Origin of the sequence: Cyanobium sp. ATX 6F1 (genome assembly GCF_024346315.1) — a bacterium.
Classification (GTDB): Bacteria; Cyanobacteriota; Cyanobacteriia; order PCC-6307; family Cyanobiaceae; genus ATX-6F1.
Genome location: NZ_JAGQCS010000005.1, coordinates 94,259 through 115,747, shown reverse-complemented (window position 1 = coordinate 115,747; position 21,489 = coordinate 94,259). Strand labels below are relative to the sequence as shown.

Sequence of the window (21,489 nt, the reverse complement as noted above, 5' to 3'; positions counted from 1 at the left end):
CGGGGTTGGCCTCCCTGCTGCTCGCTCCCTGGTTTGGCGCTGCTGCCTGGTTGCCCGCAGTGGCCCTTCCCCTGGCCGCCCTCGGCCTGGGCGATGATCGCTTCAACCTGCCCGCCCGCCTGCGCTACCTGGTGCAAGTGCTGACGGCCGTAGCCCTGGTTGTGCTTTCGCCCCTGCCCTTCGGCTTGGCCTGGCTGGAGGTCCCCTTGTTGTTGATCGCAATCACCGCCGTGATCAACTTCACCAACTTCATGGACGGCCTCGATGGTCTGGTGGCCGGCTGCATGGCGGTGCTGTTCACCACAGCGCTGTTCTCCAGCCCCGGGTTGACCGGTCCGATTCCGTCAGCGCTGCTGCCCCTCGCCGCCCTAGTGGGCGCCCTGCTCGGCTTCCTGCTCTGGAACTGGAGCCCCGCCAAGGTGTTCATGGGTGATGTGGGCAGCACCTTCCTCGGCGCCGTGTTTGCCGGCGTGGTGCTGCAAGCCCCCAGCTGGCCCCTGGCCCTGGGCCTGCTGCTGGTGGCCACCCCCCTGCTCGGCGACGCTTGCCTCTGCGTGCCCCGCCGTTTGCTGGCCGGCCAGCGCGTGTTCCAGGCCCACCGCCTGCACCTGTTCCAGCGCCTGCACCAGGCCGGTTGGCCCCATGCTCGCGTCTCCAGCCTCTACATCGGCGCCACCGGCCTGCTTGCTATTGCGTTGCTGCTTGGTGGCTTGGCTTGGGTGATGTCCCTTGCGGCCCTTGAGCTGTTGGTGGGCCTGTGGCTCGATCAGCGGGTGGCGGTGCCGTTTGCGGTGGCGGCGCGGGTGTGATGGGGAGGCCCAGAGGGGGGCAAGGTAGAAAAGGCGGAATTCCTCCGTAAGAAACCCAGTTTTCACCCTAATATCATCCGTATCAATGCCGGTTTTAGCCCATGACAGCCTCCCGCCTGGAAGTGCGTCTGCCTGATCGCCTCAGTGAGCGACTGGAATCTTTGGCCACTTCAGAGGGGCTCACCAAAACCGACGTGTTCCGCCGTGCCCTCGCCTTGTATTTGCTGGTTAAGGAGCGGGAAGACGCTGGTGCCACGCTCCAATTCGTGAAGGACGACCAACGAGAAACCCTCGTGAGCATTTGAATGAGCGATCCCAACGCCGATTTCAAGACCCTTCTGGATCTCACCGGTGGCGTGGAAGTCAGAAGTGCTGAACACCCCGATGACCGCAGGCAGAGACATCGGCTCGAGGGCAATGCGGTTGTGTCGATCGGTGCTATCGCTGAGTTCTCCGCAGCGATCTTGTTGCTCAGTTTCTTCCGGCCGATACCTGAGAAGCGTGCTGACTGGGCTACCGGGGTTCTTCAGCTGGTTCTTGGTGGTGCTGTGGGATTTGCCTTGAAGCGTCCGTCTTGATGTTGGTGCTACTAAAAGTGCATTGCCCATTGGGGATCGAATTTCAGTCTCCATGCTCCGTCGCGGCTTTCTGGCCGCAGATGTGATGTCGGCAGCCCTGATCCCGCCAACGCTGCTACCCCTCGTCGCCCTGTCAGGCGCCTTGCTTGGCTTCCTGCTCTGGAACTGGAGCCCACTCAGCTTGGAAGGATGACACCCTACTGCTCCGTACACTTAGTTGCCTGAGAACACGAACAATCCACGGCTGGCACACGGAGGTGCCCAGGGCACGCGTCGACTGTGACAATCAAATCATGACCATTCACGGTCGATCCCTTACGCCAGCATTGACCAGCTTTCTCCCTGGCAGACGCGTGCCGACCCTCGGCAGGGTCTCCTCAGGATTGGCGCGCCGCTGGTCTCTGGCCCGCTTGGATCAATCGCTCATCCCCAGGCGTCTGCTGCTGCTCGTCCTGGATGGAGCGCTGATCTCCCTGGCCTTCTGGGCCGCCTTCGCCTTCCGGCTGCTCGACAACGCCTCGCCCCAATTCGAGCTTCAGCTGCACCTTCTTCCCTGGGCCCTGTTCATCGGCCTATCGGTCCTGCTTTCGAGCGGCTGGTACCGCAGCCTGACGCGCTATTCCGGCAGCCATTCCCTGTATGGCCTCCTGCCCCGTGCCGGGCTGGCCGTGTTGCTGCTGCTGCTGGTCAGCACCCTGCTGGGGGGGGTGCAGCCGCCCCGTTCCTTCTGGCTCCTGTTCTGGCTGTTGTTCGCTTCCTTGGAGATCGTCAGCCGGATTGTCATGCGCGATCTGCTGCGTTGGCATAGCCAAAGCGCCGGCCCAGGAGCCTCCGAGGGCACCCCCACCTTGATTTACGGCGCTGGCGAGGCCGGCATTCAACTGGTCGAGGCGCTTCGCCATCAACCCAGTTTTCAAGTAATGGCTGTCCTTGATGACGACCCGAGCCTGTGGGGCCGAAGGCTGCAGCGCTTGCCGATTCACTCGCCTGAGCACCTCCCTGCCCTGATCGATCAGTTCGGAATTCGACAGGTTTTGCTCGCCATTCCATCCGCCACTCGATCGCGCAAGCGTCAGTTGGTCCGCCTGCTCACCGATCAGGGGCTGCAGGTCTTGGCGATGCCCTCGCTGGCTCAGTTGGCCTGCGGGGATTTGCGCGTGACCGATCTCAAACCCGTCCAAATCGATGACCTGCTGGGCCGGGAGCCTTCGGTCCCTGACCGCGCCCTGCTAACCGCCTCGGTGGTTCGGCGCTCTGTGATGGTCACGGGGGCGGGGGGCTCCATTGGCTCGGAGCTTTGCCGCCAGATCCTCAGCCTCCGACCCACCCGGCTGGTGCTGCTGGAGCGCAACGAGTTTGCGCTTTATTCGATTGCCCAGCAGCTGGAGGCTCAGTTGCTTTCCGCCGCCATGGAGGTTCCCATCGTCGCCGTGCTGGCGGATGTCAGCGACCGGCAGCGCCTGGAGATCCTGATCCGCAACCACGGCATTCAGGTGCTCTTTCACGCCGCCGCCTACAAACACGTGCCCCTGGTGGAGGCCAATGTCTGCGCGGGCCTGGCCAACAACGTGTTGGGCACCCGTTCGGCCCTCGAGGCGGCGATTGCCTGTGGCCTTGAGCGCTTCACCCTGATCTCCACCGACAAGGCGGTGCGGCCCACCAATGCCATGGGCGCCAGCAAGCGGGTCTGTGAACTGCTTGTTCAGGACGCAGCTGCGGCGATAGCGGCCACAGGGCGCGGGCCGATCTGCTCAATGGTGCGCTTCGGCAATGTGCTCGGCTCCTCTGGTTCGGTGGTGCCTCGGTTTCGGCAGCAGATCAGTGAGGGCGGGCCCGTCACCGTCACCCATCCGGCGATCACCCGCTTTTTCATGACCATCCCTGAATCCGTTCAGCTGGTGCTCCAGGCCAGTGGCATGGCCTCCGGCGGAGAGGTGTTCGTGCTGGATATGGGTGATCCGGTGCGGATCGCCGATCTCGCCCGTCAGATGATCCGGCTCTCCGGCTGCACGGTGCGGGAGCCGGGCAACACCAGCGGTGATGTGGCGATCGAATTCACGGGCTTGCGGCCCGGAGAAAAGCTCTACGAGGAGCTGCTGCTCTCGGACACCGATGCCCCCACCGCCCACGCCCTGATCCGCCAGGCCCGCGAAGCTTTTTTGCCACGCGATCAACTCACGAAACGGATGGCCGATCTAGAGGCCGCGATCGAGGCCTGGAACGCAGAGTGGGCCCTGCAGGCACTAAACCGTCTGGTTCCGGAGTACACTCCCGCCCACCATCAGTCCTGTTGAGCGCCCAGGGTTCCTTGGGTGATCGAGTTATTCACAGGCTGGTGTGCCTTGGCACCGCCCCCTGCCCTCGGGCCACCAACCGCAGGGTCTTGATCAGGATCAGCACATCCAGCATCAGGTTGGCGTTACGCAGGTAATAGAGGTCGTAGCTGAGCTTCCTGCGGCTGTCCTCCACGCTGGCGCCGTAGGGGTAACAGACCTGGGCCCAGCCGCTCAATCCTGGCCGCACCCAGTGGCGCACGCGGTAATGGGGAATCGCCTCCTCGAGTTCCCCTTCCAGTTCCGGCCGCTCCGGGCGTGGGCCGATCAAGCTCATGTCGCCCTTGAGCACACTCACCAGCTGGGGCAGCTCATCAAGGCGGAGCTTGCGCAGCCAGGCACCAATCCAGGTGATCCTTGGGTCGTTGCGCTGAGCCCACTGGGCGCCCTGGGCTTCTGCCTGCACCCCCATGCTGCGCAGTTTCCAGATCTGCATGGGCTCTCCGTAGATCCCTGTGCGCCGTTGGCCATACAACACCGGGCCGCCGTCGTTGAGCTTGATCGCCAATGCCGCCAGCGCCAGCAGCGGTGCGCTGAGCAGCAGCAACAATGAGGCCACGGCCACATCGCCGAGCCGCTTGAGGCGCCAACCCCAGCGCCCCGGTTGCAGCTCGAAGCCCTCCGCCTGCACCAGCCAGCGACTGGAGAACAGCTCGGGTGGCACGCGCTGAAGGTGCTGCTCGGCCCAAACCACCAGGCTGCGCACCGCGGTTCCCTTGCCCCGGATGGCCAGCAACTCCTGGAGCAGGCCGTCATCCAGTTCAGCCGCTTCACTCACGGCGATGCCATCGAGGCCGGCCCTGATGCGCTGGCGCTGCAGATGCAGAGACGCTCCATCGCAGTAAACCAGTTCCAGCCCCTGGGCCGCCTGGTCGCCCAGGAGTTCCTGTTGCAGGATCCTGATCTCGCCGGCGTCCCCCACCAGCAGCCAGTGGTGCCTGCGCCGTTGCCTGCGATTCGCCCAGAGCTGGGCGAGCGCTGACAAGCCCGCGGTGGCGGCCAGCAACGGCAAGATGAAGCTGCGGAACGTGCGTGGATCGTCGACCTTCAGGCCCCAGCTGAAGATCACCACCACGCTCGCCAGCACCAGAAGCGCCACCAGCACCGTGGCCAGCAGGCGCCAGCGCTGGGAATCCCGCTGGCCCTGCTCCGGTTTGGAGTAACGCCCCAACAGATAAGACGCCCCCACCCAGAGCACGATCAGGGCCCACACCGATGGCGTGAAGCCCGCCCAGTGACCGAAGCGGTTCCAGAAGAGCAGGTTGTAGAACCCCACCAGCAGGCCCGCATCGAGCAGGGCGAGCCCCATCAGCAGCCAGCGCTGCCTCAGCCAGGGGGTCCTCCACCACATGCCGGTTGCCCGCCTCAGCTGAGCGACTCTATGGGTCCTCCTTCATTGCTGGGATACTGGGCGACTTAGGGCCCGGCACCCGCAGCCCACTCGATTCCATGCAGAGCCAGAACCCTTCAAAAACCGCCCTGATCACCGGCATCACCGGCCAAGACGGCAGCTACCTGGCCGAGCTGCTGCTGGAGAAGGGCTACCAGGTGCACGGCATCAAGCGCCGCGCCAGCAGCTTCAACACCGATCGCATTGATCACCTCTACCAAGATCCCCACGAGCGCGACAGCAGCGGCACCTCCCCGCGGCTCACGCTGCACTACGGCGATCTCACCGATTCCACGAACCTGATCCGGATCATCCAGCAGGTGCAGCCCGACGAGATTTACAACCTCGGCGCCCAGAGTCACGTGGCGGTGAGCTTCGAGAGCCCGGAATACACCGCCAATTCCGATGCCCTCGGCACGCTGCGCATCCTTGAGGCCGTGCGCATCCTTGAGCTCACTTCAAAAACCCGCATCTATCAAGCCTCCACCAGTGAGCTGTATGGCCTGGTGCAGGAGATCCCCCAAAAAGAGAGCACGCCGTTCTATCCGCGCAGCCCCTACGGCGTCGCCAAGCTCTACGCCTACTGGATCACGATCAATTACCGCGAGGCCTACGGGATGTATGCCTGCAATGGCATCCTCTTCAACCACGAAAGCCCCAGGCGTGGTGAGACCTTCGTGACCCGAAAGATCACGCGCGGTCTGGCGCGGATCGATGCGGGCCTCGACGAGTGCCTGTTCATGGGCAACCTCGATTCCCTGCGTGACTGGGGCCATGCCCGCGATTACGTGGAGATGCAGTGGCGGATGCTTCAGCAGCAGGGCCCGCCGGAAGACTTCGTGATCGCCACCGGCCGCCAGGAAACCGTGCGGCGCTTCATTGAACTGTCCGCCAGTGAACTGGGCTGGGGCGGCATCGTCTGGAGCGGGGAAGGAATCGAGGAGATCGGAACGCGCGCCGGCACGGGTGAAGTGGTGGTGCGCATCGACCCGCGTTACTTCCGCCCGGCCGAGGTGGAAACGCTGCTGGGCGATCCCAGCAAAGCTCACCAAAAGCTGGGCTGGACCCCCACCACCACGCTCGAGGAACTGGTGGCGGAGATGGTGTCCCACGACGTGGAGGAGGCCAAGAAGGAGGCTTACCTGCGCCTCAAGGGCTTCAACGTGGTGGGCTCGATGGAGAACCCCCCCAGCAGTACCTCGGTGATCGGCGCTAGCGGTATCGGCAAGCCATGAATAGAGCCGCCGCTTCCAGCCCACCCCTGATCAGTCCAGACGACCGGATCTACGTGGCGGGTCACCGGGGCATGGCCGGCAGCGCCGTCGTGCGCGCCCTTGGCGCGGCCGGTTACGGCGAGCTGCTCATGGCATCCCGCAGCGAGCTCGATCTGGAGGACGGCCCCGCCGTGCGAGCCTGGTTCGAGGCCAATCGGCCCGATGTTGTGGTGCTGGCGGCCGCCAAGGTGGGCGGCATCCACTTCAACGACACCTACCCGGCTGATTTCCTGCTCGACAACCTCAAGATCCAGACCCATGTGATCGAGAGCGCCTGGCGCAGCGGCACGCGCCGGCTGCTGTTTCTCGGCAGCAGCTGCATCTATCCACGCGACTGCCCTCAACCGATCAAGGAGGAGTATCTGCTGACCGGGCCCCTGGAGCCCACGAACGAGTGGTACGCCATCGCCAAGATCGCCGGCATCAAGCTCTGTGCCGCCTTGCGCCAGCAATACGGCTTCGATGCGATCAGCCTGATGCCCACGAACCTCTACGGGCCGGGCGACAACTATCACCCGCTGAACTCCCACGTGATGGCAGCGATGATCCGCCGCTTCCACGAGGCCAAGGAAGCGGGTGCAGCATCGGTCACCTGCTGGGGCACGGGCTCACCGCTCAGGGAGTTCCTGCATGCCGATGATCTGGGGGAGGCCTGTGTGTTCGCCCTTGAGCATTGGGATCCCGCCGCACCTGGGGCCCCTCGGGATGATCAGGGTGAACCGCTCACCCATCTGAATGTGGGCACCGGCGTGGATCTCACCATCAAGGAGCTGGCCGAGGCTGTGGCGGTGGCCACGGGCTTCACCGGTGCGATCCACTGGGATGCCAGCAAGCCCGATGGCACCCCCAAAAAGCAACTGGATGTGGGCCGCCTGGCGGCCCTGGGCTGGCTGGCCCACATCCCTTTGGCCGAGGGCCTCCGCAGCACGGTGGCTCTGTTCCGCGAGCAGCTCCAGCAGCAGCTGGTGCGGCTCTGATCGTTCCTCGTTTCACCCAGCTCCATGCCTGCTTCGATCACCCGCAACCTGGTCACCGGCGGCGCCGGCTTCGTGGGGTCACACCTCGTGGACCGGCTGATGGAGGCCGGCGAGGAGGTGCTCTGCCTCGACAACTACTTCACGGGTCGCAAGGAGAACATTGCCCGCTGGATCGGGCATCCCCGCTTCGAGCTGATCCGCCACGACGTCACTGAACCGATCCGGCTTGAGGTGGATCGCATCTGGCACCTGGCCTGCCCTGCCTCCCCGATCCACTACCAGCACAATCCGATCAAGACCGCCAAGACCAGCTTCCTCGGCACCGCCAACATGCTTGGGCTGGCCCGCCGCGTCGGCGCCCGCCTGCTGCTCGCCTCCACCAGTGAGGTCTACGGCGATCCCGAGGTGCATCCCCAGCCCGAGAGCTACCGCGGCAGTGTCAACACCCACGGCATCCGCGCCTGCTACGACGAAGGCAAGCGCGTCGCTGAAACCCTCTGCTTTGACTACCAGCGCGTGCATGGGGTGGAGATCCGCGTGGCCCGCATCTTCAACACCTACGGCCCGCGGATGCTCCCTGATGACGGCCGCGTGGTGAGCAACTTCATCGTCCAAGCCCTGCGGGGTGAACCGCTCACCCTCTACGGCGAGGGCGCCCAGACCCGCTCCTTTTGCTACGTCGACGACCTGGTGGAGGGCCTGATTCGCCTGATGAACGCTGGCCACCCCGGGCCGATCAACATCGGCAACCCCGGAGAATTCACCATCCGCCAACTCGCTGAGCTGGTGCGTGCCGCCATCAATCCCTCCCTGCCGCTCACCACCCAGCCCCTGCCCCAGGACGACCCGCTCCAGCGCCAACCCATGATCGATCTGGCCCGCCATGAGCTCGGCTGGGAGCCCACCATCCCTCTGGCTCAGGGCCTGGCGCGCACCATCGCTGACTTCCGCGCCCGCCTCGAGGTGACCCCTTGATCCGCACCATCTGCTGCATCGGTGCCGGCTACGTCGGTGGCCCCACCATGGCCGTTATTGCCGATCGCTGCCCCGAGATTCAGGTCACCGTGGTCGATCTCAACGTCCGCCGCATCGCCGCCTGGAACGACGACGACCTCTCCAAGCTGCCCGTCTACGAACCCGGACTCGCCGAGCTGGTGGGCCGCTGCCGCGGCCGCAACCTGCACTTCAGCACCGAAGTCGATGGCGCCATCTCCGGCGCCGACATGGTCTTCCTCTCGGTCAACACCCCCACCAAAACCAAGGGTGTTGGCGCCGGCCAGGCCTCTGACCTGCGCTGGATCGAGGCCTCCGCCCGTCAGGTGGCCGCCAACGCCAGTGGCCACACGATCGTGGTCGAAAAGAGCACCCTGCCGGTACGCACCGCCGAAACCGTCAGGACGATCCTGGCGGCGGGCCCGGCGGGCAAAAGCTTTGAGGTGCTCTCCAATCCTGAGTTCCTCGCCGAGGGCACGGCGATCACCGATCTGGAGAATCCCGATCGGGTGCTGATCGGCGGTGAGGAGGCCGACGCCATTGAGGCCCTCGCCTCGATCTATGGCCACTGGGTGCCCGCCGAGCGCATCCTGCGCACCAACCTCTGGAGCAGCGAGCTCTCCAAGCTCACCGCCAACGCCTTCCTCGCCCAGCGCATCTCCTCGATCAATTCGATCGCCGCCCTCTGCGAGGCCACTGGCGCCGATGTGCTCGAGGTCGGCCGTGCCATCGGCACCGACTCGCGCCTGGGCTCAAAGTTCCTCCAAGCAGGCCCAGGGTTCGGCGGCAGCTGCTTCCAGAAAGACATCCTCAACCTCGTCTACCTCAGCGGCCATTACGGCCTTCACGAGGTGGCGCGTTACTGGCAGCAGGTGGTTGAGCTCAATGCCTGGCAGCAGCACCGCATCGCCCGGCTCGTGGTGGCCGATCTGTTCGGCACCGTCACTGGCAAGCGCCTCGCCATCCTCGGCTTCGCGTTCAAGGCCGACACCAACGACACCCGCGAGGCCCCAGCGATCACCATCTGCCGCGACCTGCTCGAGGAGGGCGCCCAGCTGGCGATCTATGACCCCAAGGTGGACGTCGAGCAGATCAGCCAGGACCTGGGGGTACCACCCACCCCTGGGGCCGAGCCGCTCAGCGGCGATGGCGTTTGGCAGGTGGCGAGTGATCCGTTAACAGCGGCCAAAGGCGCTGATGCCATCGTGATCCTTACCGAATGGGGTGCCTTCCGCACTCTCGATTGGCCTGCTCTGGCCACCGTGATGCGGCAGCCCGCCTGGGTCTTCGATGCCCGTCGCATCGCCGATGCCGCTGCCGCCCGCGCCGCTGGACTCAAGGTCTGGCAGGTGGGCAAAGGTTGAGGTGAACCAGGCTGAGCTGAGCGCTGGTCTTGTTCTGGTCACCGGGGTCGCCGGCTTCATCGGTGCGGCCGTGGCGGAACGGTTGCTGCAGCGGGGCGAAACGGTGCTGGGTCTTGACAACCTCAACACCTACTACGACCCAGCCCTTAAGCGTGCGCGCCTTGAGCGTCTGCAGGCTCTTCCGGAAGCCTACGGCGGCGGATTTCGCTTCCACCAGCTGGATCTGGAGGACGGTGCGGCGATGGCTGAGCTGTTCGGAACCGAGCGTCCGGATCGGGTGGTCCACCTGGCGGCCCAGGCGGGGGTACGCCATTCGATCGACAACCCTGCGCTCTACATCCAGAGCAACCTGGTGGGCTTCGGGCACCTGCTCGAGGGCTGCCGCCATCAGGGGGTGCGACATCTGGTCTACGCCAGCAGTAGCTCGGTCTATGGCGGCAACCGCCGCATGCCCTTTTCCGAGCAGCATCCGGTGAACCACCCGGTAAGCCTCTATGCGGCCACTAAGAAGGCCAACGAGCTGATGGCCCACACCTACAGCCACCTTTACGGGCTGCCGGCCACGGGCCTGCGCTTCTTCACGGTCTATGGCCCCTGGGGCCGTCCGGATATGGCACCGATGCTGTTTGCCAAGGCGATCCTCGCGGGGGAGCCGATCCGGGTGTTCAACCATGGCCGCATGGAGCGCGACTTCACCTACATCGACGACATCCTCGAAGGGGTGATCCGTTGCCTCGACAAGCCAGCCACCCCTGATCCGGTGTTCGATCCCCTTGATCCCAACCCGGCCACGGCGGCTGGGCCCCACCGGCTCTTCAACATCGGCAACAGCCAACCCACACCGCTTTTGCGCTTCATCGAGCTGCTCGAAGACGCCCTGGGCGTGAAGGCCCTTCCCCAGTTCGAGCCCATGCAGCCTGGCGACGTGGCCGCCACGGCAGCTGACACCTCGGCGCTCGAGGCCTGGGTGGGATTTGCTCCCCACACTCCCCTCGAGGAGGGCCTGGGCGAGTTCGCCCGTTGGTACCGTGCGTATCACGGAGTCTGAGGGCCCTTACCTCTACCCGGCCGGCTCCTTCAACCCTTGTCGAAGTAGGTCTTGCCATCCGCCCGGCGGTGGCGCAGGCGCTGGGCTTCCCGGGCGGAGTACTGGCTCACGGTGGGATTGCCGCCGATCGCATCCACATGGGCCACCTGCAGCCACAGATCCCGCTTGGCCCAGCTGACGCTGTGATGGACTCGGTCGTGGCGCAGCACGTGGCACCAGCGGGCCATGCCGCAACTGGGGCAGAACAGCTCCTCGAGCCATTCGTCGCTCAGCACCAAGACGGGGTAGGCGTTGATCACCAACCGCGCCCTTTTGTCGGACATGCCCCGGGCCTTGAGTTGCTCGGGGGTGAGCAGGTGCAGGAAGTGCTTCTTGCCGTTGCCCTCGATGCGTTGTTCGGGGTGGGCGGGGCAGAACAGCTCCCGGCTGCGCGGACGGCGGTTGCGGCGCTCGGGCCGTGGTTCGGAAAAGGAGGCCGACAAACTCTGCTCGTCGCTGCATGAAATTTAGCCGCCTTGGAGGGGACTCCTCCTCAGTGGGTGGGATGCCCAACAAAAAGCGGGCCATTGGACCCGCTCGATCGCTGTTGTGAGGGTGAGCTTGAATTCAGGCGGATCCCACAGCCACGTAGGAGCCGTAGAAGAACAGCCCGACCACGAAGATCACGGCGATGCCGCCGGCGGTGGCCACCAGCCAAAGGGGCAGGGTTCCTTCGGTCCAGCGACTCCGCCAGGCAACAGCCGGCCGACCGTCGGGGAGGCGATCGGGCAGACGGCCGTCAGGCAGGGAAGATTTCTTGCCGCTCATGGCTGAGGTTCCGGATCAGTTGAAGAAGTAGCTGGTGAACAGCACACCGGTGACGAACACAAGCAAGAGCCCCATGTAGAGACTGGTGCGGTTGAGTTCGACCGGCAGGTTGTTGGGGTTGGGATTGCGTTGCATGGGGATGGGCTTCAGCGACGGACGAACTGCATGGCCGCCAGCGCACCCAGGAAAAACACCGTCGGGATGCCAAGGGCATGCACCGAAAGCCAACGCACCGTGAAAATCGGATAGTTGCGCGGTGTGGTGGCGATGGGGGATTGGGTCATGGCTTAATTCAAGCGCTGATCGAGTTGGCTCTTGGCTTCGTAGCGCTGGCTCACGACCGGAGCCTTGCTTTCCTGGGCCTGGAAGTAAGCATCCGGACGGGGAGTTCCGAAGGCGTCGTAGGCCAGGCCAGTGGAAACGAAAAAGAATCCGGCCAGGAAAATCGCCGGCAAGGTGACGGCGTGGATGACCCAGTAGCGGATGCTTGTGATGATCTCGAAGAACGGACGTTCCCCGGTGGAGCCGGCAGCCATAGCAGCGGGCAATTCAGCTAAGTGATCCTAAGGGTCAGGAGCAGAGCCCCGGGAGTGCGGGCACTGGTTGGTTACAGAGGGACGCATCAGCCCACCCAGCGCAGCAAGTTGCCCCGCTCCCCAAGCACGAATCCCTTGTCGCCGCCGGGGAAGACGATGCGGCTGAAGTTGCTGGCCTGGCTGCGGCCCACCGGATCGGTGCTCCAGTTCTTGCCCCCGTCCTGGCTCACCAGCAGGGTGCCGCTGCCGCCGCCGGCCCAGATGGCGCCGTTGGGGTCCCAGGCCATGTCGAGATAGCCGTAGCCGTTGTTGATCGGAATCACCGGCTTACCCCAGCTCTCGGGACTGTCCGCGTCGCCGTCGAAGCGCATCTGGGCCCCGCGGGAGAGCATCCACAGGTGGCCGTCGGGCTGCTGGCCCATGCTCTGCAGCCGCTGGCTGCTGATGCGCTGGTGGGGCTGCCAGAGCTCCTGACCAGGCTCCCAGGTGGCGAAGTAGTTCCCCAGGCTCGAGACCCCCACGTAGTCGCCCTGGCTGCCGCGGCGCAGGTCCCGCAGGGCGCCGGCGGCGTCGCTGACCTTGGCCTGCCAGCTGGTGCCCCCATCGCTGCTGGTGTAGATGGCGCCCACGCTGGTGGCCAGCTCGGCCTGACGGGGGCCGAGTGCCGTGATCAGATAGGGCTCGCCGGGGAGCTTGGTGTCGAGGAGCAGCCGGGTCCAGCTCTGACCGGCGTCATCGCTGTGCAGCAACAGACCTGGCTGGCCGGCGATCCAACCCTCCTGGCCTTGAAAATCGATGCTCAGGAGCCGGAAGTTCTCCTCGGCCGGCAGCTCCAGGGCACGTTCCTGCCAGCTGGCGCCGCCGTCCTCGGTTTCGAGGATCAGCCGGTTGCTTCCCACCAGCAGACCGTGACGGTCATCGCTGAAGGCCAGATCCAGGGGATTGGAGCGGCTGGGCAGCTCCACGGCCTGCCAAGGACTGGTCTGGGCGATCGGCAAATGGGAACTGGAGCATCCGCCCACCCCCAGGGCCAGGCCAAGGGCCAGGACGAGGCTGAGCAGGGTGGAGAGCAGCGGCCGTTTCACGGGACTCAGCGAAGGGAATAAAGGGAAAGGAAGAAGGCGACGGCGAGGGCGAAGGCGCTGAAGATCAGCACGTTCTTCTGGCCGGGTGTGAGCTTGTTGACCCCAAGGCCGAAGCCGAGGTTCTCCTCGAAGCCACTGGGTTTGTTCCGTGGCCCGATGTCCTTGAAGGCACCCACCCTGCTGCGGCAGACCGGGCAGCGGAAGCTGAGCGGATCGAGGTCTTCGAAAGCCACTCCAGGCTCGATGCCTAGCTTGCGGATGCCCTCGGTGGGATCGAAGACGAAACCGCAGCTGCGGCATTCGAAGCGGTGGTCGCGGCCGTCTTCTTCGACCTGGTCGGCCGCGTCCTGGCTGGAGCCCTCCACGGCGATCACCGGCCCAGGCGACGGCGAGGGCTCTGGGTGGTCGGCGGACGCAGCAGCCGTGTCCGCAGGCTCGTCAATGGGTGATTCCGGAACGTCCAGCGCCGGCTCCTGGGGGATGGCCTCCATCGTCGTCGTCACCCATTGCGCTCTTCTGACTCTATCCAGCGGCTCCGGGTCCAGCGCTTCCATGCGTCGGCTCTGGCCGGGAGGTGTCAGAATCCGCCGCAGGTCGGCCCTGCTCATGTTCGTTCTCTCCGGATACGACGCCTTTCTCGGCTTCCTGCTGATCTCGGCGGCGGTCCCGGTGCTGGCCCTGGTCACCAACAAGCTGCTCTCCCCCCGCTCCCAGGCCGGAGAACGCCAGCTGACCTATGAATCCGGCATGGAGCCCATCGGCGGGGCCTGGATTCAGTTCAACATCCGCTACTACATGTTCGCTCTGGTCTTCGTCATCTTCGACGTGGAGACCGTCTTCCTCTACCCCTGGGCGGTGGCCTTCCACCGCCTCGGGCTGCTGGCCTTCATCGAGGCCCTGATCTTCATCGCCATCCTTGTGCTGGCCCTTGCCTACGCCTGGCGCAAAGGCGCCCTGGAATGGAGCTGAACCATGACCTTGACCCCCCCCTCGCCCACCGCCCCTGCCTCGATGGCGATCGACGCCCTGCGTGACCTGCGGGCCGCCAGCTGCAGTCCCGTCGGTACCCCCAGCGTCACCAACGCTCTTTCCGAGAACATCATCCTCACCAGCCTGGATGATCTCCACAACTGGGCGCGACTGAGCAGCCTCTGGCCCCTGCTCTACGGCACCGCCTGCTGCTTCATTGAGTTCGCCGCTCTGATCGGCTCCCGCTTCGATTTCGACCGCTTCGGTCTGGTGCCCCGCTCCAGCCCCCGCCAGGCGGATCTGCTGATCGTGGCCGGCACGGTCACCATGAAGATGGCTCCGGCCCTGGTGCGGCTCTACGAACAGATGCCGGAGCCCAAGTACGTGATCGCCATGGGCGCCTGCACGATCACCGGTGGCATGTTCAGCGCCGACTCCACCACCGCCGTGCGCGGGGTCGACAAGCTGATCCCCGTCGACCTCTACCTTCCCGGCTGCCCCCCACGGCCGGAGGCGATCTTCGACGCGGTGATCAAGCTGCGCAAGAAGGTGGCCAATGAGTCGTTCGCCGAGCGCGGCCAGCTCGCGCAGACCCATCGCTATCTCACCATCGAGCACCAGATGGTGGCGACCCTGCCGATCGTCGATGGCACTTACCTGAGGGCTGAAACCCAGCGGGCGGCCCTGGCCGCCTCGGCCGCCCTGCCGGTGGCCCTGACCGAACCCGTCCCCTCCTTCGCAGACAAGGGCGATGCCTGAATCCACCACCGATCCCGCGCCAACCCTGGCCGCACCCCAGCCCGGCCCCTGGAGCCAGTGGCTGAGCTCCGAGGGCTTTGAGCACCAGTTCCTTGACCCCGACCACCTGGGCGTCGAGCTGATCGGCGTGGAGCCGCAGGTGCTGCCGATCGTGGCGGCCGCCCTCAAGGCCCGTGGCTTCGATTACCTGCAGGTGCAGGGGGGCTACGACGAGGGCCCCGGTGGACGCCTGGTGAGCTTCTACCACCTGGTGCGTCTGGCCGCCGGGGCCGACCCCAGCCCCGCCGCCGGCAGCTGCCCCGAGGAGGTGCGCCTCAAGGTGTTCCTTCAGCGGGATGGCGACCTCACCATCCCCAGCCTCTATCCGCTCTTCCGCGGAGCCGACTGGCAGGAGCGCGAAACCTTCGACATGTACGGCATTCGCTTCGAGGGTCATCCCCATCCCAAACGGTTGCTCATGCCCGAGGACTGGAAGGGTTATCCCCTGCGCAAGGACTACGTCCAGCCTGACTTCTACGAGCTCCAGGACGCCTACTGAGTCTTGCCCCGTCGGTAGAAACGCATCACCGCGAGGGCGAGGCTGCGGGGATCGTGGCGCAGGGTGGCACTCGGCCGGGCCCCCTGCAGCGGCGCCAGCATCACCTCGTAGCCCTGGCTGCGCAGGTGGCGCACGTCGCAGTCAACCGGCTCGGCCCCACGGCTGCGGTAATGGGCCACCAGGGTGGGTTCCTCCAACGACTCCTGGGCCAGCACGGCGGTGAACAGCCGTTGCTCCACCCCCAGGCTGGCCAGCTGGGCCTCGATCGCCCGCAGATGGCCCTCCACGTCCAGGCCATCGGTTTCACCGGGCTGGGTCATCAGGTTGCAGATGTAGAGGCGGGGCGCCTTGCTGCGGGAAATGGCCTCGACCAGTTCGGGCACCAGCAGGTTCGGCAGCAACGAGGTGTAGAGGCTGCCAGGTCCGAGCACGATCAGTTCGGCATTGGCGATCGCCTCCAGGGCCCTGGGCAGGGCGGGGGGGCGCTCCGGTGTGCAGCCGAGGCGCACGATCGGACTGGCGGCCTGGCCGATACGCGATTCCCCTTCGATGCGCTCGCCGTTCTCCAACTCGGCCCAGAGGCGCACATCAGCGTTGGTGGCGGGCACCACCTGGCCCTGCACCGCCAGCACCCGGCTGCTGGCGGTGATCGCCGAGTCGAGGCTGCCGGTGATCGCGGTGAGGGCCGAGAGGAACAGGTTGCCGAAGCTGTGGCCCTCCAGGCCGCTGCCCGCCTTGAAGCGGTACTGGAACAGGCGGGTGAGCAGCGGTTCCTCGGTGGAGAGGGCCGCCAGACAGTTGCGGATGTCACCGGGGGGCTGCACCCCCAGCTCTCGCCGCAGCACACCGCTGCTGCCGCCGTCGTCGGCCACGGTCACGATCGCCGTGAGGTTGCTGCTGTAGCGCTTGAGGCCGCTGAGCAGGGTGGAGAGGCCGGTGCCGCCGCCGATCGCCACGATCGCCGGGCCCCGGTTCAAGCGCCGCTGGGCCAGCAGGGCATCCACCAGCACCGTGCCTTTTTCCGGTGCGAGGGCCTGTTGGATCGAGCCGAAGCTGCGGCTCTGACCCAGCCAGATCAGGGCACCACCGATCACCAGCACCAGCGGACCGGTGATCGCCCGCGGCAGCACGGTGGTGATGTTCTTGAGCAGCCAGTTGATCGATTCCAGGAACCAGTAGATCGGCTTGAGGTCGGCCCAGACGGCCACCCCCAGCAGCGCGACCAGCAGCCCCAGCCCGGAGGTGAGGATCCAGCGTTTGACCACCAGACCGGGCTGCAGCCAGCGCGCCGCCCGCCAGGACCGGCTCATGAGGTCTTGCTGGCGAAGATCCCCCCGGCCCACCCACCCCGGGCGTTGCTGGCGCCGACGGGCGGCGCGGTTCCGTGGGCTGGGGGTCTGGGGGCTCAAGCCACTGGGGCGAGGTGCCGATGTGGAATTGCAGCAACTGTACGAACGAAAGCGAAGATGGCCCCAGCCCCGCCCCCTTCTCCGTGAGCGATCCGGTTTCGAGCCCCGAGCCCGTGGCGGTGATGGAGCGCCTGACCATGCGCTGGGGCGATCGCTTCGTGCTGGAGGCGGTGGACCTGGTGCTGGCCCCCGACGAGCGCCTGGTGGTGGTCGGTCCCTCGGGGGCGGGCAAATCCACGATCCTGCGGATCATGGCCGGACTGCAGCTGCCCACCAGCGGCCGGCTGCGCATCCACGGCTCCGAGCAGCGCTACCTGCGCCTCGACCAGCGCCATCCCCCTGATGTGCGTCTGGTGTTCCAGAACCCCGCCCTGCTGGGCTCGCTCACGGTGCGGGAGAACGTGGGCTTTCTGCTCTACCGCCACAGTCGCCTGCGGCCGGCGGAGATTCGCGAGCGGGTGAGCGGCTGCCTGGAGGCGGTGGGGCTTTACGGCATCGAGGACATGTACCCCGGCGAGCTCAGTGGCGGCATGCAGAAGCGCGTGAGCTTTGCGCGGGCCCTGATCGATGACCCCACCCAGCCGGCGGGACGCGCCCCCCTGTTGCTCTTCGATGAGCCCACGGCGGGCCTCGATCCAGTGGCCTGCACCCGCATCGAAGACCTGATCGTCAAGACCACCGAGGTGGCCAAGGGTTCAGCGGTGGTGGTCAGCCACGTTCACAGCACGATCGAGCGAGCCGCCGACCGGGTGGCCCTGCTCTACGACGGTCGGTTCCACTGGATCGGCAGCGTCGAGGAATTCCGCTGCACCGACAATCCGTTTGTGGTGCAGTTCAGGAGCGGTAGCCTGGACGGCCCCATGCAGCCGGCGGAGCTCTGAACCCATGCGCCGCAGTCTGCGCGAGGCGATCGTGGGGTTCTCGTTGCTGGCGGCGATCGCCGGTTCGGCCGGGCTCTGGGCCTGGCTCAAGGGCATGTCCCTCAACCAGAACATCTGGACAGTCAAGGTTCGCTTCGCCGATGCCGCCGGCCTGGCTGACCGCTCGTCGGTCACCTACCGCGGCGTGCTGGTGGGAAGCGTTCGCAGGATCCAGGTGAGTTCCGGAGCCGTGGAGGCTTTGCTGGAGATCACCGACCCCGATCTGCGCCTGCGCCGGCCGGCGCTTGCTGAAGTCAAGAGCAGTTCGCTGCTGGGGGGCGACGCCGAGGTGGCCTTGATGTCCACGGCCCCGCCGGGACCTGAACCGACGCCGCGGCCCCGTTCCCCCGACTGCGACCCGAAGGCCATGGTCTGCTCCGGCGGAGAGGTGCCCGGGGTGGCGGCCGCCAGCCTCAGCAGCGTCACCGCCTTGATGCAGAACATCCTGGATCAGGCCAACGACCAGAAGCTGGTGACCCGGATCGCCGGCGTCACCTCCAGCATGGATGTCACCTCCAAGCAGGCCAACCGCTTCCTGTTGGATTCCCGGTTGCTGGTCAAGGATCTCAATGCCGCCGTGCTCAAGGCCGATCCGATTCTGGCGAACCTGAAGACGGCCACCTCCGAGGCGGCCCAGGCCTCGCGCCACATCCGCAACGTCACCGCCGCCTTCGATAACCCGAACACCGTGGCTCAGCTCAAGGGCACCGCCGCCAACGCCGAGAAGCTGACGGCGCGCTGGGAGGCCGTCGGCGGAGACGTCAACAAACTCACCGCCGATCCGCAGTTCATGGATGGGGTGCGCAGCGTCACCCTGGGCCTGGGTAAGTTCTTCGATGAGCTCTATCCGGAGCAGGCTGGTGGCGCCAAGTCCGCTGCCAAGTCCGGGGCCAACGGCGCTGCCAAGGCGGGCTTCAAGCCGGCGGCGAAGGAAAAAAGCGGACCAACGGCGGTCCCCATGCGCTGAGGGCCTCAGAGGCTGGCGACGGCTTCCATGGCGATCGCGGCGATCGCCTGGTCGCTGGCCTTGGGCAGCTGCACGTAGCGACCGCCGGCGGCTTCCGCCAGTTCCCTGCCCATGCCGCTGCCGATGAATTTGCGCTCGGTGTCGATCACCAGCAGCTTCAGGCCCAGGGCCCGGTAGCGGCTCGCCACCTGCTTGACCTCCTCCCTGAGGTCCACCGGCTCCTCCCCCTCCAGCTGGGGCTGGCCCAGGGAGCGGCCCAGGGGCACATTGCCGCGCCCATCGGTGATCGCCACCACCACCACCTGGCTGAGGTCGCCGGTGGCCAGGGCATTGGCCCCCACCCGCGCCGCCTGGCTGAGGCCGTGGGCCAGGGGGGAACCGCCGCCGCAGGGCATGGATTCGAGCCGCCGCTTCGCGGCCGTGATCGAGCGCGTGGGGGGCAGCAGCACCTCCGCCTGCTCGCCCCGGAAGGGGATCAGGGCGACTTCGTCGCGGTTCTCGTAGGCCTCGGTGAGCAGCCGGATCACGGCCCCCTTGGCGCTCTGCATGCGGTTGAGGGCCATCGAGCCGCTGGCATCCACCAGGAAAATCACCAGGGCGCCCGCCTTGCGCTGCAGCAGCTTGGCGCGCAGGTCGCCGTCTTCGACGATCACGGTGCGGTGGGGCTCCTTCTCCCGGCGTTTCTTCTGGTGCGGGGCCGCCGCCCGCAGGGTGGCGTCCACGGCGATGCGGCGCACGGGTCCCCGGGGCAGCATCGGCTTGACGTAGCGGCCGCGGGAGTCGCTGAGCACCACCGAGCGTTTGCCGCTGCCGCCGCTCCTGGCCCTCCCTGCGCTGAACACCAGCAGGTCGGGATCGATGGCGATGGCCTCGGGATCGAGCAGGAACTCCTCGGGAATCGAGGGGGGCGCCTGGTCCTCGGGGCTGTCGTCTTCTGATTCGTCTTCGGGCTCATCTTCCGGCCCGTCGTCGCTGCTTGGGTCATCCGGCGGCTCCGGTTGCTCGGGGGGCTGCTCCCCCTGGGGTAGCGGCGGAGGTGGCGGCTCCATGGGCTGCTCAGGATCCGGGGGAGGCAGCTGCCGGGCCCTCGGGGCGATCACCAGCCGCACGGCGACCTGCAGGTCGTCGGCCTCCACCCGGTCGCGGCCGGAGAGGGCCGCATGGGCTTTGGCCACGCGCACCGCATAGAGCTCCGCCCGGTGACCCTCGACGCCCCCGCGAATCGCCTCGTTCACCAGGTAGGCGATCTGTTCGCGGGCGATCGTCACATCCGGCAGCCACTGGCGGGCCAGCAGCAGCTGGGTGGCGAGGGCATCGGTTTCCTCCTGCCAGCGGGCCCGGAAATCGCCACTGGCTTCGCCGTGGGAGAGCACCGCCTCGGTGATCTCCACCCGCTGGGCGGTGCTGACCACCTGGTTGGCTGAGAGCACGATCGCGAAGCGGTCGAGCACGTGGTCGCGCACCGGCCCCTCCTCGGGGTTGTAGGTGGCGATCAGCAGGCTGCGGCAGGGGTGGCTGAGGCTGAGCCCCTCGCGCTCGATCCGGTTGTCGCCCGAGCCCACCGCCGCCAGCAGCAGGTTGATCAGGCCGTCGTCAAGCAGGTTGAGTTCATCGACGTAGAGCACCCCGCGGTGGGCCTCCGCCAGCAGCCCGGGCTGGAACACGGCGCTGCCGCTGGCCAACGATGCGGTCACATCCACCGAGCCCACCAGCCGGTCTTCGCTCACCCCCAGGGGCACCTGGATGAACGGGGCCGGGATCACCCGGGTGGCGAGCAGGGCGGTGGGGTCGGTGCCGCTGGCATCGCCCCCCAGGTCGGTGATGCGCGCTCGGGTGGCCGCGTCCCATTCATCGGGGCGCTGGGGGTCACCGTTGAGGCTGCCCTCCACCACATCGATCGGGGGCAGCAGCGCATGGAGACCGCGGGCCAGCACTGACTTGCCCGTGCCGCGGCCGCCGGCGATCACCACCCCCCCCAGGGCAGGATCCACCGCCGCCAGCAGCAGGGCCAGCTTCAAGGTGCCGTGGCCGGTGATCGCCGCCAGGGGGAAGCCACTTGCGAGCATGGGGGACCGGCCCGTGGACGTGAGCGCCAGTCTCGCTGATCAGACCCTGGCCATCGGAGTGGGGGCCAATCTGGGCGACCCGCTGGCCACGCTGCTGGCGCTGCGGCCCCTGCTGGAGCAACGGCTCGTGGCGCTCCTGGGGGCCGGACGTTGCCGCTGGTCGCCCCTGTTTCGCACGGCGCCCGTGGGCGGTCCCCCCGGCCAGCCCGCTTACCTCAATGCCGCCCTGGTGGGGGCCTTGCCGGAGGGAGCTGGGGCCGCCGCTTGGGGCGCCCCGGGGCACCCCGATCCCCAGGCCTTGCTGGCGGAGCTGCTGGCGCTGGAGCGTCGTTTCGGGCGGGTGCGACGGGAGCGCTGGGGCCCCCGCCACCTGGACCTCGATCTGCTTTGGTGCGGCCCGCAGCGCCTGAGGCTCGCGGAGCTGGAGCTGCCCCATCCCCGCTTGCTGGAGCGGGCTTTCGTGCTGGCGCCACTGGCGGCCATCGATCCGCAGCTCCAGCTGCCGGGGGCCGCCGGCACGGTGGCCAAGCGGTTGGCGGCTCTCCCCACCCCAGCGGGGGTGCCACCGCCTGAACGCCTGCCGGCTCGGGCGGGATGGCCGGAAGGCAGCCCCTGACCCCCCGCGTGCGTTCACGGCCCCTCACCGGCGGCGGCCACACTGGGGGGC

Annotated in this window: 25 protein-coding genes; 15 read left to right on the top strand and 10 right to left on the bottom strand. The window is 66.7% G+C overall.

The features are described 5' to 3' along the window. Positions 1-5: 5 nt before the first annotated feature. The 4 genes from KBZ13_RS09180 (at position 6) to KBZ13_RS09165 (ending at position 3,681) form a co-directional block, all read left to right on the top strand. On the top strand, positions 6-809 hold the full coding sequence (locus KBZ13_RS09180; protein WP_315859617.1) for a glycosyl transferase: 804 nt from the start codon (positions 6-8) through the stop codon (positions 807-809). A 101-nt stretch (positions 810-910) separates the two neighbouring features. Continuing rightward, positions 911-1,114: a CopG family transcriptional regulator gene (locus KBZ13_RS09175; protein WP_255008456.1), complete on the top strand. Its 204-nt coding sequence runs from the start codon at positions 911-913 to the stop codon at positions 1,112-1,114. Further along, positions 1,115-1,387, top strand: a complete 273-nt coding sequence (locus KBZ13_RS09170) for a hypothetical protein (RefSeq protein WP_255008454.1) — start codon at positions 1,115-1,117, stop codon at positions 1,385-1,387. It abuts the gene before it with no gap. A 410-nt stretch (positions 1,388-1,797) separates the two neighbouring features. Further along, positions 1,798-3,681, top strand: coding sequence for a polysaccharide biosynthesis protein (locus KBZ13_RS09165; RefSeq protein WP_255008452.1), 1,884 nt, complete (start codon positions 1,798-1,800; stop codon positions 3,679-3,681). Positions 3,682-3,712: 31 nt separating this feature from the next. Here the strand turns inward: KBZ13_RS09165 and KBZ13_RS09160 are convergent, their stop codons facing one another. Continuing rightward, positions 3,713-5,071, bottom strand: coding sequence for an exopolysaccharide biosynthesis polyprenyl glycosylphosphotransferase (locus KBZ13_RS09160; protein ID WP_255008450.1), 1,359 nt, complete (start codon positions 5,069-5,071; stop codon positions 3,713-3,715). 98 nt (positions 5,072-5,169) lie between these two features. On the opposite strand from KBZ13_RS09160, the gene gmd reads away from it, so the two are divergent. From gmd to KBZ13_RS09135, 5 genes are read left to right on the top strand one after another with little or no spacing between them, the layout of a single operon-like run. Next, complete coding sequence (gmd, locus tag KBZ13_RS09155; RefSeq protein ID WP_255008443.1) at positions 5,170-6,345, top strand: GDP-mannose 4,6-dehydratase; 1,176 nt, start codon at positions 5,170-5,172, stop codon at positions 6,343-6,345. Continuing rightward, a complete protein-coding gene (locus KBZ13_RS09150) occupies positions 6,342-7,361 on the top strand; it encodes a GDP-L-fucose synthase family protein (RefSeq protein WP_255008441.1) in 1,020 nt (339 codons plus the stop codon). Before gmd ends, KBZ13_RS09150 begins: the two co-directional genes overlap by 4 nt. Before the next feature lie 24 nt (positions 7,362-7,385). After that, positions 7,386-8,336: a UDP-glucuronic acid decarboxylase family protein gene (locus tag KBZ13_RS09145; protein WP_255008439.1), complete on the top strand. Its 951-nt coding sequence runs from the start codon at positions 7,386-7,388 to the stop codon at positions 8,334-8,336. Next, the gene (locus tag KBZ13_RS09140) at positions 8,333-9,718 is read left to right on the top strand and encodes a nucleotide sugar dehydrogenase (RefSeq protein WP_255008437.1); all 1,386 of its coding nucleotides are present in this window, start codon (positions 8,333-8,335) and stop codon (positions 9,716-9,718) included. The genes KBZ13_RS09145 and KBZ13_RS09140 overlap by 4 nt, the downstream gene beginning before the upstream one ends. 1 nt (position 9,719) lies before the next feature. After that, positions 9,720-10,766, top strand: a complete 1,047-nt coding sequence (locus tag KBZ13_RS09135; protein WP_255008434.1) for an NAD-dependent epimerase — start codon at positions 9,720-9,722, stop codon at positions 10,764-10,766. 29 nt (positions 10,767-10,795) lie between these two features. Here KBZ13_RS09135 and KBZ13_RS09130 read toward each other — a convergent pair whose 3' ends face one another. From KBZ13_RS09130 to KBZ13_RS09100, 7 genes are all read right to left on the bottom strand, one after another. Next, on the bottom strand, positions 10,796-11,248 hold the full coding sequence (locus tag KBZ13_RS09130; protein ID WP_255008433.1) for a hypothetical protein: 453 nt from the start codon (positions 11,246-11,248) through the stop codon (positions 10,796-10,798). A 124-nt stretch (positions 11,249-11,372) separates the two neighbouring features. Next, positions 11,373-11,573, bottom strand: a complete 201-nt coding sequence (locus KBZ13_RS09125; protein WP_255008432.1) for a photosystem II reaction center protein J — start codon at positions 11,571-11,573, stop codon at positions 11,373-11,375. A gap of 15 nt (positions 11,574-11,588) precedes the next feature. Beyond that, a complete protein-coding gene (locus KBZ13_RS09120) occupies positions 11,589-11,708 on the bottom strand; it encodes a photosystem II reaction center protein L (RefSeq protein ID WP_255008430.1) in 120 nt (39 codons plus the stop codon). Between the two features lie 11 nt (positions 11,709-11,719). Then, the gene (psbF, locus tag KBZ13_RS09115; RefSeq protein WP_255008427.1) at positions 11,720-11,857 is read right to left on the bottom strand and encodes a cytochrome b559 subunit beta; all 138 of its coding nucleotides are present in this window, start codon (positions 11,855-11,857) and stop codon (positions 11,720-11,722) included. Between the two features lie 3 nt (positions 11,858-11,860). Continuing rightward, complete coding sequence (gene psbE, locus KBZ13_RS09110; RefSeq protein WP_255008425.1) at positions 11,861-12,109, bottom strand: cytochrome b559 subunit alpha; 249 nt, start codon at positions 12,107-12,109, stop codon at positions 11,861-11,863. An 86-nt stretch (positions 12,110-12,195) separates the two neighbouring features. Further along, complete coding sequence (locus KBZ13_RS09105) at positions 12,196-13,194, bottom strand: photosynthesis system II assembly factor Ycf48 (RefSeq protein ID WP_255008422.1); 999 nt, start codon at positions 13,192-13,194, stop codon at positions 12,196-12,198. 5 nt (positions 13,195-13,199) lie between these two features. Further along, positions 13,200-13,685, bottom strand: a complete 486-nt coding sequence (locus KBZ13_RS09100; RefSeq protein ID WP_255008420.1) for a rubredoxin — start codon at positions 13,683-13,685, stop codon at positions 13,200-13,202. 115 nt (positions 13,686-13,800) lie between these two features. Here KBZ13_RS09100 and ndhC point away from each other — a divergent pair, with 115 nt between their 5' ends. The 3 genes from ndhC to KBZ13_RS09085 are packed head-to-tail and all read left to right on the top strand — an operon-like array spanning position 13,801 to position 15,460. Continuing rightward, complete coding sequence (gene ndhC / locus KBZ13_RS09095; protein ID WP_255008418.1) at positions 13,801-14,163, top strand: photosynthetic/respiratory NAD(P)H-quinone oxidoreductase subunit C; 363 nt, start codon at positions 13,801-13,803, stop codon at positions 14,161-14,163. A 42-nt stretch (positions 14,164-14,205) separates the two neighbouring features. After that, positions 14,206-14,922 carry an NADH-quinone oxidoreductase subunit NuoB gene (nuoB, locus tag KBZ13_RS09090; RefSeq protein ID WP_255008735.1) on the top strand — a complete coding sequence of 239 codons (717 nt, stop codon included), beginning with the start codon at positions 14,206-14,208 and terminating at the stop codon, positions 14,920-14,922. Next, positions 14,915-15,460 (top strand): NAD(P)H-quinone oxidoreductase subunit J, encoded by a 546-nt coding sequence (locus tag KBZ13_RS09085; RefSeq protein ID WP_255008416.1) that lies wholly within the window; start codon positions 14,915-14,917, stop codon positions 15,458-15,460. Before nuoB ends, KBZ13_RS09085 begins: the two co-directional genes overlap by 8 nt. Here KBZ13_RS09085 and yvcK read toward each other — a convergent pair. Next, positions 15,454-16,770 (bottom strand): uridine diphosphate-N-acetylglucosamine-binding protein YvcK, encoded by a 1,317-nt coding sequence (gene yvcK / locus KBZ13_RS09080; RefSeq protein WP_255008414.1) that lies wholly within the window; start codon positions 16,768-16,770, stop codon positions 15,454-15,456. The genes KBZ13_RS09085 and yvcK overlap by 7 nt on opposite strands. A gap of 221 nt (positions 16,771-16,991) precedes the next feature. Between yvcK and KBZ13_RS09075 the strand changes: the two genes are divergently transcribed. Together KBZ13_RS09075 and KBZ13_RS09070 are read left to right on the top strand one after the other, a co-directional pair. Next, positions 16,992-17,750, top strand: a complete 759-nt coding sequence (locus tag KBZ13_RS09075; RefSeq protein ID WP_255008733.1) for an ABC transporter ATP-binding protein — start codon at positions 16,992-16,994, stop codon at positions 17,748-17,750. A gap of 4 nt (positions 17,751-17,754) precedes the next feature. Then, on the top strand, positions 17,755-18,756 hold the full coding sequence (locus KBZ13_RS09070) for an MlaD family protein (RefSeq protein WP_255008412.1): 1,002 nt from the start codon (positions 17,755-17,757) through the stop codon (positions 18,754-18,756). Between the two features lie 5 nt (positions 18,757-18,761). Here the strand turns inward: KBZ13_RS09070 and bchD are convergent, their stop codons facing one another. Then, positions 18,762-20,822 carry a magnesium chelatase ATPase subunit D gene (gene bchD / locus KBZ13_RS09065; RefSeq protein ID WP_255008411.1) on the bottom strand — a complete coding sequence of 687 codons (2,061 nt, stop codon included), beginning with the start codon at positions 20,820-20,822 and terminating at the stop codon, positions 18,762-18,764. Between bchD and folK the strand changes: the two genes are divergently transcribed. Then, entirely contained in the window at positions 20,821-21,438 is a 618-nt protein-coding gene (gene folK / locus KBZ13_RS09060) for a 2-amino-4-hydroxy-6-hydroxymethyldihydropteridine diphosphokinase (protein ID WP_255008409.1), read from the top strand. The genes bchD and folK overlap by 2 nt on opposite strands. Positions 21,439-21,489: the final 51 nt, after the last annotated feature.

What these genes read in the sequence shown, in the direction of transcription:
- KBZ13_RS09175 (WP_255008456.1), top strand. Translation starts at nt 911, where the DNA reads ATGACAGCCTCCCGCCTGGAAGTGCGTCTGCCTGATCGCCTCAGTGAG.
- KBZ13_RS09170 (WP_255008454.1), top strand. Translation starts at nt 1,115, where the DNA reads ATGAGCGATCCCAACGCCGATTTCAAGACCCTTCTGGATCTCACCGGT.
- KBZ13_RS09160 (WP_255008450.1), bottom strand. Translation starts at nt 5,071, where the DNA reads ATGTGGTGGAGGACCCCCTGGCTGAGGCAGCGCTGGCTGCTGATGGGG.
- gmd (WP_255008443.1), top strand. Translation starts at nt 5,170, where the DNA reads ATGCAGAGCCAGAACCCTTCAAAAACCGCCCTGATCACCGGCATCACC.
- KBZ13_RS09150 (WP_255008441.1), top strand. Translation starts at nt 6,342, where the DNA reads ATGAATAGAGCCGCCGCTTCCAGCCCACCCCTGATCAGTCCAGACGAC.
- KBZ13_RS09145 (WP_255008439.1), top strand. Translation starts at nt 7,386, where the DNA reads ATGCCTGCTTCGATCACCCGCAACCTGGTCACCGGCGGCGCCGGCTTC.
- KBZ13_RS09125 (WP_255008432.1), bottom strand. Translation starts at nt 11,573, where the DNA reads ATGAGCGGCAAGAAATCTTCCCTGCCTGACGGCCGTCTGCCCGATCGC.
- KBZ13_RS09120 (WP_255008430.1), bottom strand. Translation starts at nt 11,708, where the DNA reads ATGCAACGCAATCCCAACCCCAACAACCTGCCGGTCGAACTCAACCGC.
- psbF (WP_255008427.1), bottom strand. Translation starts at nt 11,857, where the DNA reads ATGACCCAATCCCCCATCGCCACCACACCGCGCAACTATCCGATTTTC.
- psbE (WP_255008425.1), bottom strand. Translation starts at nt 12,109, where the DNA reads ATGGCTGCCGGCTCCACCGGGGAACGTCCGTTCTTCGAGATCATCACA.
- KBZ13_RS09100 (WP_255008420.1), bottom strand. Translation starts at nt 13,685, where the DNA reads ATGGAGGCCATCCCCCAGGAGCCGGCGCTGGACGTTCCGGAATCACCC.
- ndhC (WP_255008418.1), top strand. Translation starts at nt 13,801, where the DNA reads ATGTTCGTTCTCTCCGGATACGACGCCTTTCTCGGCTTCCTGCTGATC.
- nuoB (WP_255008735.1), top strand. Translation starts at nt 14,206, where the DNA reads ATGGCGATCGACGCCCTGCGTGACCTGCGGGCCGCCAGCTGCAGTCCC.
- KBZ13_RS09085 (WP_255008416.1), top strand. Translation starts at nt 14,915, where the DNA reads ATGCCTGAATCCACCACCGATCCCGCGCCAACCCTGGCCGCACCCCAG.
- yvcK (WP_255008414.1), bottom strand. Translation starts at nt 16,770, where the DNA reads ATGAGCCGGTCCTGGCGGGCGGCGCGCTGGCTGCAGCCCGGTCTGGTG.
- KBZ13_RS09075 (WP_255008733.1), top strand. Translation starts at nt 16,992, where the DNA reads ATGGAGCGCCTGACCATGCGCTGGGGCGATCGCTTCGTGCTGGAGGCG.
- KBZ13_RS09070 (WP_255008412.1), top strand. Translation starts at nt 17,755, where the DNA reads ATGCGCCGCAGTCTGCGCGAGGCGATCGTGGGGTTCTCGTTGCTGGCG.
- folK (WP_255008409.1), top strand. Translation starts at nt 20,821, where the DNA reads ATGGGGGACCGGCCCGTGGACGTGAGCGCCAGTCTCGCTGATCAGACC.
- bchD (WP_255008411.1), bottom strand. Translation starts at nt 20,822, where the DNA reads ATGCTCGCAAGTGGCTTCCCCCTGGCGGCGATCACCGGCCACGGCACC.